Source organism: Pseudoalteromonas rubra (assembly GCF_004212645.1).
In the GTDB taxonomy this organism is placed as follows: Bacteria; Pseudomonadota; Gammaproteobacteria; order Enterobacterales; family Alteromonadaceae; genus Pseudoalteromonas; species Pseudoalteromonas rubra_G.
Map to the genome: position 1 here is coordinate 20,034 of NZ_PPUZ01000066.1, position 15,800 is coordinate 35,833.

The following is a 15,800-nucleotide window of genomic DNA, read 5'->3' on the forward strand; positions in this document are numbered from 1 at the left end:
GTGACGTTTTTGTCTACGCTCACTTGCTGCTCCTCTCCTTCTTTTTAAAACGGAGTCACATTGAACGCATCACCTCCCTATTTGGGGTTTGGCCTGGGGCTCAGAACCTGCTATTTCGAAGACATCATCCAGGCTCAGCCAGATATAGACTGGTTAGAGATCATCTCTGAGGAACTATTTTGTTGATGGTGGCAAGCCGTGGCATTATCTCGATCAAATCAAAGAGCGCTATCCCATTGCCATGCACGGTGTGTCTATGTCTATCGGCAGCACTGGCGAGATAAATTTCGATTACCTTAGTAAGCTCAAACGCACCATACACCGCGTGGACCCAGTGTGGCTTTCTGATCACTTGTGTTTTTCTTCTCTCGGAGACTTCAACAGTCATGACTTGCTGCCGCTGCCATACACCGAAGAAGCGCTGGCGCACTTGTGCGAGCGATTACGCATTGTTCAGGACTTTCTGGAGCGCCCGGTTATTCTCGAAAATGTGTCCAGTTACCTGACCTACCATCAATCACAGATGACGGAATGGGACTTTCTCTGTGCACTGCATCGTCAGTCGGGTTGTCAGTTTTTGCTGGATATCAATAACGTTTATGTCAGTGCCAGAAACCATGGCTTCGACGCAATGGATTACCTTAACGCTATTCCAAAGCAAGCCGTTGCCCAGGTCCACCTGGCCGGACACAGCGACTTTGGCAGTCACATTGTCGATACGCATGATCAGCCTGTATGCGACGCCGTTTGGCAGTTGTTTCAATGCTATGCGCAATCCATGCCGCCCGTTAATACCATGATCGAAAGAGATGATAACTTTCCTCCATTTGAAACCCTTATGGCTGAGCTGAATCAAGCCAGAACGCTTGCACCAAGGAGCTGGAGGTCATATGGCTGAATTAGCCAAACTACAGCAAGCATTTGTCGATATGCTCACTGGCGCAGACAACGATTTGTTAAACCACATTGCGCCGCAACCAGGTTTAGATGCCAAAGACAGGGCTGCTATTTACCATAATGCCTATCGTATTCGTCTGACCAAAGTGCTGGAGCAAGATCATGAGATGCTCGGACGCTACCTGGGCGATGATTTATTTGATGAAATGGTTGCCGGGTTTCTTTCTTACTATCCCTCGCAAGACCCATCTTTGCGTCATTTCGGCGATCGGCTCCCCGAGTATTTGGCAAGTCAGCCTCCTTTTTCTGTTCATGGGATCCTGAGCGAAATTGCAGTGTTCGAACGCCTGTTACTACAGGCTTTTGATGCGCCGGATGCTACGCGCCTGAGCATTCAGGCACTACAGCAAGTCCCGGCTAATTTATGGCCCAATGTAATTTTTACGCTTCACCCCAGTGTACGATTGCTCTGCTGTCGGTTTGCCGCCGTTGAAAGTTGGCAAGCCCTCAAACAGGCTGATACTCCGCCGCAACCCGAACTTTCATCGCCACGCTACTGGCTAATTGTTCGTGAAGCCAGTCTGCGCACTGCGTTTCACCCGCTCTCACATAGTGACTATGTGTGCCTCAAAACAATTAGTGACGAATTGCCCTTTAGCTTCGTTTGCGAGGCCGCAGCCGGGCTGCATCAGGATACTGAAGCAGGCACACATGCCGTGATGCAATTATTACAAAAAGCGCTGAATGCCGGTTGGCTTAGCCAATATGCGCTGCCGGTTAATACGCCGAATGAACCCGGGTAAGGAACACCATGAAACTCAGTGAAAAAATTCGCCTGTATCAGCTTAGCCTGATTGCCAGTATGCTGTTTGCGTTTATCGGCTTTGCTTACAATGCCTGGCGACTCGAAGTCTCTGAACAAAACAACAACATACGAACCGCTTGCTTCGAAATGCTTAAAGAGCTGGCGCAACTTGAGCAGCTTATGTACATCGCCCATTATGATCAAAACAAGATAGAAGGTAGCCCACGCAAGGGCTGGATAAGTGTAGGCTTAATCAATGATTTCAGCTATCTGACCAATGGTGAACTACAAAAAAGTGCCACAAGGCTCAAAGCAACCTGGTCAGAGAACTGGCAAAGTATTGATGTCAGTACCCAGGCCGTTGATTTGGTTGTGCAAGACATAGACAATGTGCGCACTGAAATCAAACAGCAACTCAATAGGTTAGAATAACGCATGACCTAAGTGCGCACATTGGCAATCTAATATACAAACATAGATGGTATCATGGCACTGCAATAGCCAGTGTCGTTTTGCCGTCTTTTAGCGCTTGTTTAAGCACGCATCATACATTTTAAGGTTATAGTTTTTGGCGTACTGATAAGCCTCGGTGCGTGCGGCTTTATCAGCTTCATTGCGTAAGGTATCCCCAGTACCGGGCATAGCTTTCACGCCACAACGCGCTTCCAGATCTTTAAATGTCAACTGCTCAAACCCCGGTACGACGGGCCGACGGCCCGTCGTGTAGAACAGCCGAAAGTCTTGCTTGTCGATGGCCTCAGTAAGTGCTTGCGCAAGCGCATCATCTGCATTGGCTTCTTGTTTATTCATGCCCTGACACCCCATAGTCAGACCCACACTAAAAAAGGCCCCCGCGACGGTGAGTTTATCCTTCATATTGCTTTACTCCGACCCTGATGCACACGCACGCAATCAATAACCAGAGCATCATAAATAAACTGCCGCCCGAGCCGCCGTCATCCAGCGATTGGGTTGGTGTCTGTGTTTCTGGCTGTGGAGCAGGCTGAGGATCTGGCTGCGGATCAGGTTCTGGCTCCGGTTCTACGGGGGCGGCCGCGACTGTTAGTGTAACCTGGCCTGTTGCGCTACCTCCGTTGCCATCACTCACTGTGTAAGTGATGGTGTCTGTGCCAGAAAACGCACTGCCGGGTGTATAAACCAAGCCGTTCTGTGCAATAGTCACTGTGCCACTGCCCTGATAGTCTACCGACGAGATACTCAGTGGGTCGTTATCTACATCAGTGTCGTTGTCCAATACAGATAGCAACACTTGCTCAGCCTGGAAGGCTACATCGGCAGTATCATTTTGTGCCACCGGCGCATCATTGACAGCCGTTACTGTCACCTTGATAGTGAACGCCTCGCTACTTTGGCCATCTTTTGTTGCAATTGCAGATATCTGCAGTTCCCCGTTGTAGTTTTCACTCGGGGACACGGTTAGATCTGTAAGAGTATAATTATCGCCGGGAAGCAAAGTAATTGAATCCACAGCCAGACCCAATTCAAAATTAAGGTCTTCTTTTTTTATCTGTATCCGCTGATCTTCAGCAACCGACAGCACTTGTTGAGATACAAACACCGGCTTGATGGCGGCTGGCGGACCATCAAAGTTAATCGTAAAGTTGCCCGAACTGATTGCAAAAAAGACATTATCGGTACAATTGACTCTGACGCGTGCTGAGTCAGTGCTTATTGCAGACGTGATGACCACATCCTGCTCTCCATCATTATCAACCCCATTCGCCAGCGAAGTGCCAAAGTTCACCCCTCCATCTGTTGACAAGCTGATACTCACTCTGCTGCACGACACAGGAGCATTTTGAGTATTCGCAGTATCCCAGGTTACCGTATGGGTTTGGGAAAGCCACTGGCTGTTGCTGTCCGGTTGTGTCACCCTAAATCCGGTCGCAGAATTAACCACAGTCACTTGCATTGTATCGCTTGCTACATGGCCCTGCCCATCTCTGACTGCCAGTCGAAAATTTAAGGTTCTGTTTGTCGTCGGGTAGGCTTCTCCATATGCAACGCTATTAGTCAGAATATCCACCAACTTGGGAAAGGTCCTGCTGGGGCCCATGGTGGGATTAAAGACTCTGAACAGTGGCCCTGTGCCAGAGTCAATCGCATCCTGACTGGCGCTATTGGTCGCAGTACCTAAGTCAAATTGCTGCCAGCTAAAGCTGAGAGTATCGGAGTCAGAATCAGTCGCACTGCCCGTTAACGTAAATGGTGTGCGTGCAGGGATCGTAAAATCCTCGCCAGCATCAACAACCGGGCTTTGATTGTTCAGGTTGGTGCGAGTGCCACAAGTGTTGCCTACGCCCTGACGTGTTACCTCCACCATTTGTTCTATGGAATGTAAATGAAAAAACGGGTCTGAGTTTAGTTGTAAATCCTGTTCCCCACAAATACCTGTGTATCCCATAATGGTCGATCCACTGGCGGGCTCGTAGGCAGATAACCCTGAGCGGTTCCCCTGACACGCCCCTACCAAACCATTAAAGGTATGTTCTGCACCAAGCTGATGACCAATTTCATGGGCGACATAATCAATATAAAAGGCATCTGCCTCAGGTTGCGGACTGCCTGTCAGGCCTGACGCTTTTTGGGTTGTACAAACCACACCAAGCCCCGCAACCCCGCCTCCGGTTGTGACAACCAGGTGGCCAATATCATAATCTGCGTCGCTCATTACGCTTTCTATCGCCTGAGATATAACATCCCCGTCAATGTCCTGATCTGTGTTGGTAAATGGATCGGTCTGCGCATCCAGAAACACAATCAGATCGTTATTGGCAACGAGCTGAAAAGTTACCCCGAGATCTCGGGCATACACCTGATTCACCCGATTAACCATAGTGACTATGGCTGCCAAGCCCAAAGCCCGCGTGCCTCCATGATAAGCCGTATACTCCCCCGTAGCCGCAACCGCAAGACGATAGACTATCCGCTCGCTAATCTGGCTGGTTTGCATCAGACCCTCTGGTTTATTTGTCCTAGCATCTGATATACCGGGAAAACGGATCGGTGGATGACGCTTCATATCAGCTGCGAGTGTATGCTGCTCGGTTGGGGTAAAGTAATAACTACGGTAGCTATGAGATGCGGGCTGTGGATCGATATAAACTGTTTTTCCCTGATGTTCAAACATCCCGTAAAATCCTTTAGGTGACAGGTCAAAGGTGCCAAAGTTGCTGGGCTCACCCAGCTGTGCTCCCTTAAAGGTCATGATGTCCGGGTATTTGTTTGCAAGCTCCGGTGCCATTACCTGGCTGGGTTCAAGACGAAAGGTGACAAACTCACCATTGGGCAGTGGTAATGCCATGTCCAGCTTACTTGCGGCCACCAGCTTTGCTCTGACGGAGGCTAAGTCGAGCTCCAGATATTGCTCAGTATGCGTGCGCTTGAGCTGGCTATCACGTTCAAGCACAGTCCAGTGGGTCTGGTCGATTAACTGCACTGCAAGCGCGCTGTGGCAGGTAAAAAGCAGCATCAGGCATATCAGTGAGAGTTTATTCATAGGTAGCCCCGTCGAATTGTTGTCATTTGGGTCATAATTTGACCACATAATTACAAGCATAGACGGTTCGCACCCATTTGGCGGCGCTTTATCTCAGGATTGACAAATGTACCTAAACAACTCACACGCTCTGGTAGATTCAGGCACACTTATCTGAACAGTAAAAATATTGATTTTAAAGAGAATAAAATTCCTAGAGTGCCTCAGCCTGAGCTGCAGACTTTCCTTTGCCTGCAATTCGGTAACGCTGTTGATATTTGCGTTTCGCGACGACCAGAGCCAGCGTGCCCACCACAGAAGGTGCCAGCCACGCCATTAAAATAGCCTGCTCACCCAATATTTCAACGAGTAAATATCGGCCACCCACAGCGCTAAATGCCGTATACACCCCGATACCTGAGCCGATCATGGCACTCAGGTGTTCAATCACCCACTGCCGAGGCTGCACTATGGGTGCAAATGTGTAACGCATCATCTTAATCGCCACTAGCATGCCAATAACGCTGAATGCCAGATATAATATCTGACCACTTTGGCCGCCCAGATAAGCTACATAGAGCGCACTGCACAATAAAGCAAGGTAGCTGCACAGCATATCAGGGCGTCTTAATGACTGACGAGATGCTTTGTCTTTAAGCACACGAGTGCCGTGTACAACGGATGTCAAAACAAGGAAAGACAACATAAGCAGAAAGCAGGCCCGCCCACGCGCGTTTTGGATAAACTCAGCCTGATTTTGTGCCCGTTCATACGCCCCCTGATAAATGGCAACAGGGTCAATCAAAACCAGTGCACAGCATAAAATACCTGTAAATGCGACAAGCTGCATACCATACACATAGGCTTTGCCCGACAGATTGTGTACCTTACCCCCCTTTTTTGCCAAAACAGGTGCCCAGAATAACAGCAGCGTACAGCTACCCACTATGATGTGGATGAACAGTGAAAATTGATGAAAGTGTTGCATGACATTTTACTCCCGAATTGATGTTGGTTCAGAATAGGGAAAAGCCATTCGCTCTTCATGTCACGATTGTCACTAAAACACCATGACATTCGTCATGCTGTCTTTCTTACTCGGATCTGATATAAGTACAGGATATCAATACAAACTATGATTTTACTGTGCGGTCTTACTTTCAATATCAACCCTCTATGCTTATAACAGCACTTGTCACTTGGTGTGCAGTTGCCATTCCAAGCCTGCTTGCGCTGTCTCAGGCACCGGCGTGGACCTGGCTACCACACCTCATGTTGTTGCCTCTTATTTTGCTGGTGACTAATGAGTCGCAGCAAAGCTATGGTTATACATTTAGGTACTGGCTACTTGCGGTGATGGCCGTACTGATCCAGTGCGCAGGCTTTATGTTGCCCTCATCGGTTTATCTTATTTACAGTGTCATGCTCATTGCCATATTGACCTTTTATTTGTCACCGATGCAGTCTTACTGCTACATTTTCTTTGCAAGCCTTGCTTATCCATTAACTCAAACGCTGTATTGGGCGCAACCTTTGCCTTGGGTAGAGACCGCTTTATTTGCCTCCTTTCACTTATTCTCTTTTGTAGTAAGCCACAGAATGCGTGAGGAACGGGCCGCGAAAGAGCAGGCTCAGCTGGCCAATAGTCAGTTGCTGGCCACCCAGTCTTTGCTGGGACAATCGGTTTCAAGACAAGAACGACTTCATTTAGCCAGAGAGCTGCATGATGATGTGGGCCACCAGCTAACCAGCCTGATTGTTAACCTTGACGTTGCCAGAAGAACAGCCCAAGAACCACTTAAATCTCAGCTACAACAAAGTTATACACTTGCGCGTGAAACTCTGGAGAAAATCCGTACACTGGTCAGCGATAAACGTACTGAGCAGCCACTTGATCTGGAAACGGTTCTGACCGAGCTTATCCATCACGTGCCCCGAATCGAAATTTCGCTGACGTTCCAGCCGCACCCTGTTACGCAAAGCCTGAGCCATGCGCATTGTATCTTGCGGGCTTGTCAGGAAAGCATCACAAACACCCTCAAACATAGCAATGCCACCAAGCTTCATATTGAATTTGGCCCCTCTGCGGCAGCGGATTTTAGGATGAAGATTACTGATAATGGCACGGGAGCCAAACACAGTGAGCCCGGCAATGGTTTACTCGGTCTGCAAGAGCGGGTGAGAGAACTCAAGGGTGACTTTGCCTGGCAAAGTTCACCGGAAGGCTTTGTTGTACAAGTTAGTTTTAAGGAAACACCTGTTAATGAATAAAATAAAAGTCCACTTAGTTGATGATCAGGCGCTCGTCCGACAGGGCATGCAGGCACTACTGGGGTTGTGCGACAGTATCGAATGCAACAGCAGTTCTGCAAATGGCCTGGCTTTTATCAACGACTATACAGCAGGCCTGATCGATATGGATGTTGTATTACTGGATATGCGTATGCCCGAGCTCGATGGGATTGGCGTATTGGAGCGCCTCAGTGTATTACCAGCAGTCCCCAAAGTGCTGATCCTGACCACCTTTGACGACACCTCAAAACTGCAGCAAGCGCTGCAACTGGGTGCAAACGGCTGCCTGCTAAAAGACGTTGAGCTGGAGGAGCTGGAAGCGGCCATTGGGGCTGTGCATAACGGCAAGCTGGTTATCCAGAATGCCCTGAGTAATGTATTTAAACACGCTCAGTCAGTGCTGGATGAACTGACTGAGCGGGAAAAGCAGATACTCGTACTCATCGCACAGGGGCTTTCAAATAAAGAAATCGCAGCCCGACTATTTAAAGCACAAGGGACAATCCGCAACCATGTTTCTAATTTGCTCAGCAAACTTCAGGTCAGAGATCGTACTCAGGCCACGCTCAAAGCGGTAGAACTGGGCCTGGTACAGCAACACGATTAGCACTAAAAACCCAAAATGTGAGACATAACCTACTCAATGAGTGAGAAAAATAGGTTAAACCTGTAATTTATTCATATTGGGAACAAATCACTTGCAAGATTAGAACTCAAACTCTAAAGTACAGGCTGGTTTTATTATTGCATTGGACGCACTATGACTTACTTAATCAGATGGATCTCGGGCATTGCCTTACTGACACTGGCATTGCTGACACTGCTAAAAGGACATTGGATAAATGCCACCCTGTTCGCCACTGTGGGTATTCTGGCTTTTCCCCGCTACCCGCAAACACGCCTGGATGGCAATGCAGGCTATGGCCGCAAGCTGTATGAAAAACACCTGGTTGCTCAGTCCAACGAACGCTCAACAAGTTCACCTTACCTGCTCGTTGGGATCTCGCTTGTGATGGTCATCGCTTTATATCAGTTTCTATCAAGTACAGCCGCTTAGGGCCATAGATAACCATAAAAACCAGGCTCCTTAGCAAAGCAGCCTGGTTCCGTTTTTACTTAATTTGCTCTAACCCGTGGTGAAATACCATTGTGGCTTCATCACCGGCACCACACTGGCTACCAAGAGGGTAGCGACAAACGGATAACGCTTTGCGGTTAGCATCCACTATTTCAACGACCTGAACCGCTCCATCAGTAGCAGAAAGATGAAGCTTGCCGTCCACTACAGAGAATGGTCCCTGAACGTTCCTTGGCGTGCCTTTTGAATAAAAATACTCACTCCCACCATTAGCTGTCGGCATCAATGTGAAGAAGTAAGGCTCAGACTTGTCCCCTGACTTAACCGTCAACGTAGTTTGATTCAACCAGCTATAGTTAAAACCAGAAACACTATGTTGCTTATCTAACTGAAAAGGCTTGACGGCTTTACCCATAAAGACATGAGGACCGCGCGGTACCAGCTCAGAATCTGATGAAAATGAGATGTATAAAGTATTATCATCTCGCGCCAGTAGTTTCATCTTGAAAACACAAGAAACATAGCAGGTATCATCGGGACACACCGCCACTGTACCCAGTTCCGGGTGTATTATCTTCTGCCGTTCGATTTCCCCATTCTGGTTAAAAGTCCAAGTGGATGCAGGGAAGGCCAAGTTTGGAATATGGATATGATCTTCATAGTAATCGTAACGAATATCGCCGCTGCGCCAGGCACCTATCGTATTGTCATAATTGAATTGCAGGTCCTGTTGCTTAACCATGAACCCAGTACGAAGCAATGGTGCAGAGCCATCCGTATCCTGCAAAGTAGCAATCACACGTTGACCAATACCCTTGATCGACTCCACAATTCTGAATGCGAATTTCTTTTTCACCCCCTTGTGCCAGTACGTTAGAGACAAGCGATTTCCTCTTATACGCCACTTAAAGCGGCTGGTGCTGTTATCATAATGAGTCATCTCGCCACGCCCATCAGCAAAAAAGCGCGCTTCAACATCACCAAATACAGACACCGAGTCTTCGCCTTGGTATACATGATCAACAGCTGGCAGCGACCAGACCCCCTCAGCCATATCAGTAGGCCATTCGCCCATCGCTTTGGCCGATAATAACAAGCCGGAAAAACTCTGCTGTTCAGTCTCTACCACTTCCATAGTATCCAGCCGTACTACCCGCATATGCTGAATATAGGTTACTTCTTCACCACTCCCCTTAGGATGTACACTCCATTGATAGGTTTCAGCGCGAAAAAGCGTTCCCTGCTCATTAAACTCCCATATTACCTCGGGTGATTGGAGGCTGACCTGGAGTCCATCTGCCGTTTTACGCCACTGCAGCTCGCTTGAACTTGTACTTTTATATTCACCTGTGCCACGTGTTTTAAGTGCTAAACTCACAACCGGTTCATACGGTGTGTTACCAGCGAGAAAAAACTTACCTTTTTTAATCTGGTGTAGCTCTGACAAAGTCATTGCCTTAGTATTGAAGGCCATGATTAATATCAGGGAACCTACTAGCGGGATTAAAAACCTAGCTATACTCATACTCTAACTCCTTGATTATATTTTTATTTGATAGCAAACAGCATGTGTTGCATTGTCACTGTGACAGAGACGTCAAGTTTGTTCAAGAAGTCATCAATAAACTTGAAAAGATGGGTAAATAGAGAACCAATTAAGGACCAATATAGCGACGATTGTGCTCCGCCAGCGCTCGACGCACCTGATTGATGAGCTCGCTATCAGTATCAGGGTGAAATGCCATGCAGGCTCTCTCTCCTGAACGGTCACGCACCTCGAACGCAGAAATCACCATCTCATAGGGCTTGTCTATCCGGCGCAGTGCCTCATAGATGGTGAACTCAGTGGTTATAAGAAAGTCCACCCGCCCTGCCAGCAACTTTTTAATCAGAGAGCTGGGGTCAGCAGACAAATCCAGATTGACGCCTCCTTTAAACCCTTTGGAGAGCAGGTATTCATGGACCACACTGCCTCTGACCAAAGCGGTTATATAACGCTTGGCATCGTCCAGTGAATTGAGTTTTATATCGTTTCGGGAGGCTAACCGAAAGAGGTGCTCTTTGACCGGCCTTAACAAAGGGCACGCCCATTCAAAGTGAGCTTCACGTTCGGGCGTTCGAAAAATTGAATAAATCATGGTGTTGGGTTGCGTTTGCGCAATTTTCATCGCACGGGTCCAGGGGAACACCTGGATTTCGTAGCTGATCCCGGCGGCATCCAGCACTTCGTGTACTTTTTGGGTGGCACGCCCGTCAACCTGCCCCTGTTGATTGGTATAGTTGTAAGGTACCCATTCTTCGGTGACCACCTGAAGTTGGATGTCTGGCTCTGATGTGGGCACGATCACGGGACGCGGTTTTAGATCTGCAGCGGCCAAATCGGGCGGCATGACCATAGATGCCAGCAAAGTTAAAAACAATCCCCTGAATACTATGCAATACCTCATGCAATCTTTTTAACCTCAATACCCGCCATCTCGAACAGATCCTGCGCAACTATACCCGCAGACTTTGCAATTTCCGAGCCTCTCATGCAACATGCTAGACCAAACTCTCAAACAGATCACTGCTATGCTAAAAAATATCCTCCTTTTCGTCTCTTTACTGATATGCTGTACCCTTACGGCACACGCCTCACAACCCACAACAACGCTAACTGAACAACAGCAACAGCAAGCATTACAGCAGCTCAAAGAGCCCATGTATCGCCCGCTCATGGAACGCTATGTTCTGGATGAATTAAAATCTTTACGGCAGGATCAGCAAAAATTACGCGAAGATGTCACCTTGCAGCTCACGCACAAGCAGCTGGATGCCGCCGACAGGGCACTGACCTACACCACAGATACCATCAACAACGTGCTATTTATTATTACCGCTACCGCCTCGCTGTTAGTCTTGGCCGGTTGGAATTCACTGCGCGATATCAAAAATAAGGTAGAAGAAACCGTTAATGACCGGGTCGGCGATATCACGGCAGAGTATGAGCAAAGGCTCGGCACGTTAGAGGAAAAGCTCAAAGAGCGCTCTGAAGAAATCCTCAACAACCACCGAAAAATCACCATCACCAATGAGGTCCATTCATTGTGGATGCGGGCTAATCTGGAAAGTGATATGCAAGGTAAGATTGAAATGTATGACGAAATTCTTAAGCGCCAGCCTGATGACGTAGAGGCACTGGTGTATAAGGCAGATGCATTGCTGGAGCTGGAGCAAACCGGCCCGGCCATTAACCTGTGCAACCAGGCACTGGAAATAGACAGCGACTACGGCTATGCCTATTGGCAACGCGCCTGTGCTTATGCCATGTTGGAACAACAAGCAGATGCCATAGCCGACATTAAAATGGCCCTGGCTTACTCACCCAACCTGAAAAACGAACTAACACACGAGCCATCATTTCAGGTGCTGGAAAGCAACCCAAGCTTTAAGGAGCTGGTAGAACACTGGTAGGGGCATATTTATAAACAGGAACTGTGCCACAAGCAGTCTTGCTGCGGCACAGTATACGGTATTAACCGCCTATACTAACAGACTTATCTTTTTTTGGTGGCAATTCGGCACGCTGCCTGTCAGGGAGTCCAACCCCACCAGTACCTCCGCCTACACCAGCAAAAATACGCTTGGCTTGCATATTAGTTAGAATAGTCATAGGTCATCCTTTTATCGCTTTTGGGTAATTTGGTAATAAATGTCATTACCGCTAGACACTCTAATATATGCAAAACTGACTGTATAGGGTTCAAGACATAACTATACAAGTAAGGAGTATCGATCACGAAATTTACATACATAAGAATTTCGAACCACACAAGCAAGTTAATGACAAGTGAAACTAGGAAAAGAAAGCAAATTGCCGCTTCTTGTTGAGATAATTGATACTCTAGTCGCAACTTTATAAAGTATTTACTACCAGTCAGTTTATAAAGTTGTCTGGCCCAAAACATCCTGCCCAAAACTACAACAAAGAACAAAATGTTCATAAATACAGCCCAAAGGTAGTAATGTGTTCTCCACTCTTGAACAATAGGCAACATGGCAAGATCAATCAATTCAATTGCCGCAAGTGATATCAAAAACCACCGAGCATTTACATTGCGCCATGCGAAACAAAGGGCTATGAGACAAATTGGTAAGTTTATATAGGCGATATATTCCACTGCTAATCCTCGCTGTCTTTTTTCTTCAAGAAACCAAAATAACTTTCGAATGATGTGCCGCAAATACTCAAAATATCCACGAGCTGCACAAACGAAATTTCAGTTTTTCCAGACTCCCAGTTGGAAATGGTAGATTGATCGACAGATGGATTCATTTTTTTACCAAGTTCCTTTTGACTTAGCTTCATGCCAAGTCTAAGAGTCCTTATACCTGTGCTGGCCTCTCTATGCGCTTGTCGTGTGAGCTTACGTCTGTTTACCTCGCTTTTCCTCATCTTGCGTCCAGATCCTTGTACATAGATAGTGTTTATTATTCTTGGACGAATAATAAACACAAGATTAACCAATGTAAAGATTGAATTAACTAGCACTTACCCTGACCTGTAAATTAACGCTGGATTGGGGAGGTACTCAAAGCTAGCCGAGCGAAAAATCAGAAACTATATAAGAAAATCATGCACAAGTACTTGATACACCGACTCTAGCGAAAAAACACCACTTTTGTAATTTTACCCGCTTCAATTTGATAGCTGGTTACAAACTCGGAGCGCTTATCAACGACACCCGGTTCTTTACTACAAATCTCTGAGGTTTCGTGATCTATGACGATAGAGCCGTGCGTTACTCGCTTTATCGACGTTGCTTTAAGACAGTGCATTTTCTTAAACATCAGCCCATAGCGCTCAATAAGCTTTTCTTTACCCTTAAACATCAGCGTTTGTGGATACATGTAAAACTCAACGTCTTCTGCGTATAATTCTATGAACTGACGGATATTTTGCGCGTTGTACGCCATGATAAGCTTATCAACGACGGCCTCAGCCGCTAACTCCTGCTCAGTCTTTGCAAGCTGGTAATCACTGGCCTGTTCATCGAGCGCCGGGTTGGCCAGCCCGACAGCCGAATAAACCAAGACAATTAGCAAAAAGAGGTACTTCATAAATTACCTTTTGATGGGACAATTTGGCCTGCAAGATAGCAAATTCGCGGAACAGAATACAGGTTCAGGCAAGATTCACACGAGAAGGGTGTCAAGCTCTCAATACATAGCGATTAACTCACCAGTACTGCTCTACCGTAATGTGGCCAGGTTTTGCACGTCGATTCCGTGAAAAGCCCATGGTCTGCAATAACGCACTGGTGTCTTTCACCATTTGCGGGTTACCACACAACATAAACTGGCTGTCTGCGGGCAGCTCATCAAAACCACAGTGCTGGCACAGCTCGTCGTTTTCAAGCAGGTTGGTGACCCGCCCACAGAGTGTATTGTCGACCTGTTCGCGGCTAACCAAAGGCACGTACTGAAATTGTTTGAATATTTTCTCGGTATCCAGCAGCATCTCCTGATAACACAAGTCTTGTGCATGCCTTACGCCATTTACTAACACAACCTTATCAAAACGCTTCCAGAGCTTACCCTCACCAATCATAGACAAGAAAGGGCCTATTGCCGTCCCGGTGCTGAGCATCCACAGCACGCTGGCATCAGGTACTTCATCGAGTGTAAAGAATCCGCTGGGTTTACCTGCTACCAGAATATCATCACCAATGTCTAACGAGGCCAGTGGAGAAGACAATTGACCATCCGGGACTTCGATCAGAAAGAACTCAAGGAGTGGATCCTGAGGGGCGTTTACAAACGAATATGCCCGTGAGATCTTTTTATCCTCAACAGGCAAAGCCAGCTTAGTAAACTGGCCGGCACTAAAGGGGTCTATGTCAGCCGCCACTTTGATACTAAATAAGCTGGGTGTCCACCACAGCTTTTCGACCACTTTACCATTCACCCAGTTCGCCATACTTGCTCCCAATCATTTTGCTATGCCCGCCATTTAAATCTGGCATAAAGTGAGGTAAAAACAAATTTTTATGTCATCTTGGTTACTTCAATATCGCTACATTGACGTACACCAGTGTTTAGCCAGGGCGCCTGACAAGGGTAATTGGTGGCTTTTATTGAGGATGCGTTGGGTTACATCCTGGTTCAAACCAAAACGCGCCGACAATAACGCAACAAACTCCAGGTAATCAGCTGCAATGTCCTGTGTGTCTTGCAGCGCCAGCTGCTGTGCCCGACTCAGATTATTAGCAGAACTATATGACCGGAAGGTGTCCAGCCATTGAATAAAGCGCAGACCATGATCAGTGAGTAAAAGAGGATCGGATGTACTCTCCGGGCGTAATTGATCATAGGCGGCCAGATTGTTTGTTGCCAGCGCCACAACCAGCATATTGGCGACCACGGCCTGGGCATTACGCCGGTCCTGCATTTTGAGATAATGATCGCGGGCCTGCTGATATGCCTGCTGAGCCTCGTCGTAGTGTTTAAGCTGCAAAGCCGTGTTGCCTTTAGCAACGTGCAAACCGGCCAGTATTACACTCGGCAGATACCCTTCTTCGATGCCTTCAAGCAGGCGAAAGCCAATCGCAGGCTGTCCGGCATTGCGATGTACTATTGCAATATTAATCTTAATGAGCGCTCTGGCATCGTGTGTTCTGGCGTAAGTCAAAGCGCAGCGATAATGGGCAAGTGCATCGTCAGTTTGGCCCGCTTTGCGATAAGCAACGCCAATATTGTTGATGATATTGAGCTCTTTACCTTCCAACTCTGAGGCCAAGTGCACCGACTGGAGCGCTATGGCCACTTCCTCGACCAGGGGCCAGTCTTGCTCGCGCGTTGCGGCCATTAATATGTAGCGATATGCCAGTGCTGTGTCAGTACAAGTCTGTTGTTGCAGGCTGTGTTTGTGCTTTAAGTAGGTTTGAATTGCCCGCTTCGGTTGGTTAGTTGCCTGTGATTTAAGTAATTCAATGGGCAAAGTACAGGTTGTCGGTGCTGATACAGCCAACGCCCAGGTCAGTAACATCGTTGGAAAAGCCATCATATCTGAACCTAATCATCATCAACCTGCACAGTTCGGAGCCAGTGAATAAGCCCGAGCGCGCTGCGCATGATACCAAGCGCATGGAGCGCCCACTGTAACAAAGCACCGACCAAGACGCGTGAAGCATGGTGCATACACAACTTAATCGCAGCGGATTATATCCAGTTTATACCAATTTGCTTAA

At 47.4% G+C, this 15,800-nt stretch carries 16 protein-coding genes and 1 pseudogene; 7 read left to right on the plus strand and 10 right to left on the minus strand.

The window, feature by feature from the left end; genetic code table 11:
• Window positions 1-60 precede the first annotated feature (60 nt).
• From bufB to C3B51_RS19710, 3 genes and pseudogenes are all read left to right on the plus strand, one after another.
• Window positions 61-898, plus strand: a pseudogene (bufB, locus tag C3B51_RS19700) (MNIO family bufferin maturase).
• Complete coding sequence (locus tag C3B51_RS19705; RefSeq protein WP_125717216.1) at window positions 891-1,700, plus strand: HvfC/BufC N-terminal domain-containing protein; 810 nt, start codon at window positions 891-893, stop codon at window positions 1,698-1,700. The pseudogene bufB and the gene C3B51_RS19705 overlap by 8 nt, the downstream one beginning before the upstream one ends.
• 8 nt (window positions 1,701-1,708) lie before the next feature.
• A complete protein-coding gene (locus tag C3B51_RS19710) occupies window positions 1,709-2,134 on the plus strand; it encodes a hypothetical protein (RefSeq protein WP_130246155.1) in 426 nt (141 codons plus the stop codon).
• A 90-nt stretch (window positions 2,135-2,224) separates the two neighbouring features.
• Here C3B51_RS19710 and C3B51_RS19715 read toward each other — a convergent pair whose 3' ends face one another.
• The 3 genes from C3B51_RS19715 to C3B51_RS19725 all read right to left on the minus strand — a co-directional run bounded on the left by C3B51_RS19715 (window position 2,225) and on the right by C3B51_RS19725 (window position 6,189).
• On the minus strand, window positions 2,225-2,578 hold the full coding sequence (locus C3B51_RS19715; protein ID WP_130246156.1) for a hypothetical protein: 354 nt from the start codon (window positions 2,576-2,578) through the stop codon (window positions 2,225-2,227).
• Complete coding sequence (locus C3B51_RS19720) at window positions 2,568-5,222, minus strand: reprolysin-like metallopeptidase (RefSeq protein WP_165389209.1); 2,655 nt, start codon at window positions 5,220-5,222, stop codon at window positions 2,568-2,570. The genes C3B51_RS19715 and C3B51_RS19720 overlap by 11 nt, the downstream gene beginning before the upstream one ends.
• Before the next feature lie 193 nt (window positions 5,223-5,415).
• Window positions 5,416-6,189 (minus strand): hypothetical protein, encoded by a 774-nt coding sequence (locus C3B51_RS19725; RefSeq protein WP_130246158.1) that lies wholly within the window; start codon window positions 6,187-6,189, stop codon window positions 5,416-5,418.
• A gap of 188 nt (window positions 6,190-6,377) precedes the next feature.
• Here C3B51_RS19725 and C3B51_RS19730 point away from each other — a divergent pair, with 188 nt between their 5' ends.
• The 3 genes from C3B51_RS19730 to C3B51_RS19740 all read left to right on the plus strand — a co-directional run bounded on the left by C3B51_RS19730 (window position 6,378) and on the right by C3B51_RS19740 (window position 8,550).
• On the plus strand, window positions 6,378-7,472 hold the full coding sequence (locus tag C3B51_RS19730) for a sensor histidine kinase (RefSeq protein WP_125717221.1): 1,095 nt from the start codon (window positions 6,378-6,380) through the stop codon (window positions 7,470-7,472).
• Entirely contained in the window at window positions 7,465-8,100 is a 636-nt protein-coding gene (locus tag C3B51_RS19735) for a response regulator (RefSeq protein WP_125717222.1), read from the plus strand. The genes C3B51_RS19730 and C3B51_RS19735 overlap by 8 nt, the downstream gene beginning before the upstream one ends.
• Before the next feature lie 153 nt (window positions 8,101-8,253).
• Window positions 8,254-8,550 carry a hypothetical protein gene (locus C3B51_RS19740; protein ID WP_130246159.1) on the plus strand — a complete coding sequence of 99 codons (297 nt, stop codon included), beginning with the start codon at window positions 8,254-8,256 and terminating at the stop codon, window positions 8,548-8,550.
• Window positions 8,551-8,605: 55 nt separating this feature from the next.
• Here C3B51_RS19740 and C3B51_RS19745 read toward each other — a convergent pair whose 3' ends face one another.
• Together C3B51_RS19745 and C3B51_RS19750 are read right to left on the minus strand one after the other, a co-directional pair.
• Window positions 8,606-10,096: a hypothetical protein gene (locus C3B51_RS19745; protein WP_130246160.1), complete on the minus strand. Its 1,491-nt coding sequence runs from the start codon at window positions 10,094-10,096 to the stop codon at window positions 8,606-8,608.
• A gap of 130 nt (window positions 10,097-10,226) precedes the next feature.
• Window positions 10,227-11,018, minus strand: coding sequence for a substrate-binding periplasmic protein (locus C3B51_RS19750; RefSeq protein WP_240701936.1), 792 nt, complete (start codon window positions 11,016-11,018; stop codon window positions 10,227-10,229).
• A 124-nt stretch (window positions 11,019-11,142) separates the two neighbouring features.
• Here C3B51_RS19750 and C3B51_RS19755 point away from each other — a divergent pair, with 124 nt between their 5' ends.
• Window positions 11,143-12,024 carry a tetratricopeptide repeat protein gene (locus C3B51_RS19755; RefSeq protein WP_130246161.1) on the plus strand — a complete coding sequence of 294 codons (882 nt, stop codon included), beginning with the start codon at window positions 11,143-11,145 and terminating at the stop codon, window positions 12,022-12,024.
• Between the two features lie 61 nt (window positions 12,025-12,085).
• Here the strand turns inward: C3B51_RS19755 and C3B51_RS23650 are convergent, their stop codons facing one another.
• From C3B51_RS23650 to C3B51_RS19775, 5 genes are all read right to left on the minus strand, one after another.
• Complete coding sequence (locus C3B51_RS23650) at window positions 12,086-12,223, minus strand: hypothetical protein (protein ID WP_165389210.1); 138 nt, start codon at window positions 12,221-12,223, stop codon at window positions 12,086-12,088.
• Window positions 12,224-12,733: 510 nt separating this feature from the next.
• Window positions 12,734-13,066, minus strand: coding sequence for a helix-turn-helix domain-containing protein (locus C3B51_RS19760; protein ID WP_130246162.1), 333 nt, complete (start codon window positions 13,064-13,066; stop codon window positions 12,734-12,736).
• Window positions 13,067-13,212: 146 nt separating this feature from the next.
• Window positions 13,213-13,671: a nuclear transport factor 2 family protein gene (locus C3B51_RS19765; protein ID WP_130246163.1), complete on the minus strand. Its 459-nt coding sequence runs from the start codon at window positions 13,669-13,671 to the stop codon at window positions 13,213-13,215.
• Between the two features lie 118 nt (window positions 13,672-13,789).
• Window positions 13,790-14,530: a ferredoxin--NADP reductase gene (locus tag C3B51_RS19770; protein WP_130246164.1), complete on the minus strand. Its 741-nt coding sequence runs from the start codon at window positions 14,528-14,530 to the stop codon at window positions 13,790-13,792.
• 96 nt (window positions 14,531-14,626) lie between these two features.
• Entirely contained in the window at window positions 14,627-15,616 is a 990-nt protein-coding gene (locus C3B51_RS19775; protein ID WP_130246165.1) for a hypothetical protein, read from the minus strand.
• Window positions 15,617-15,800 lie beyond the last annotated feature (184 nt).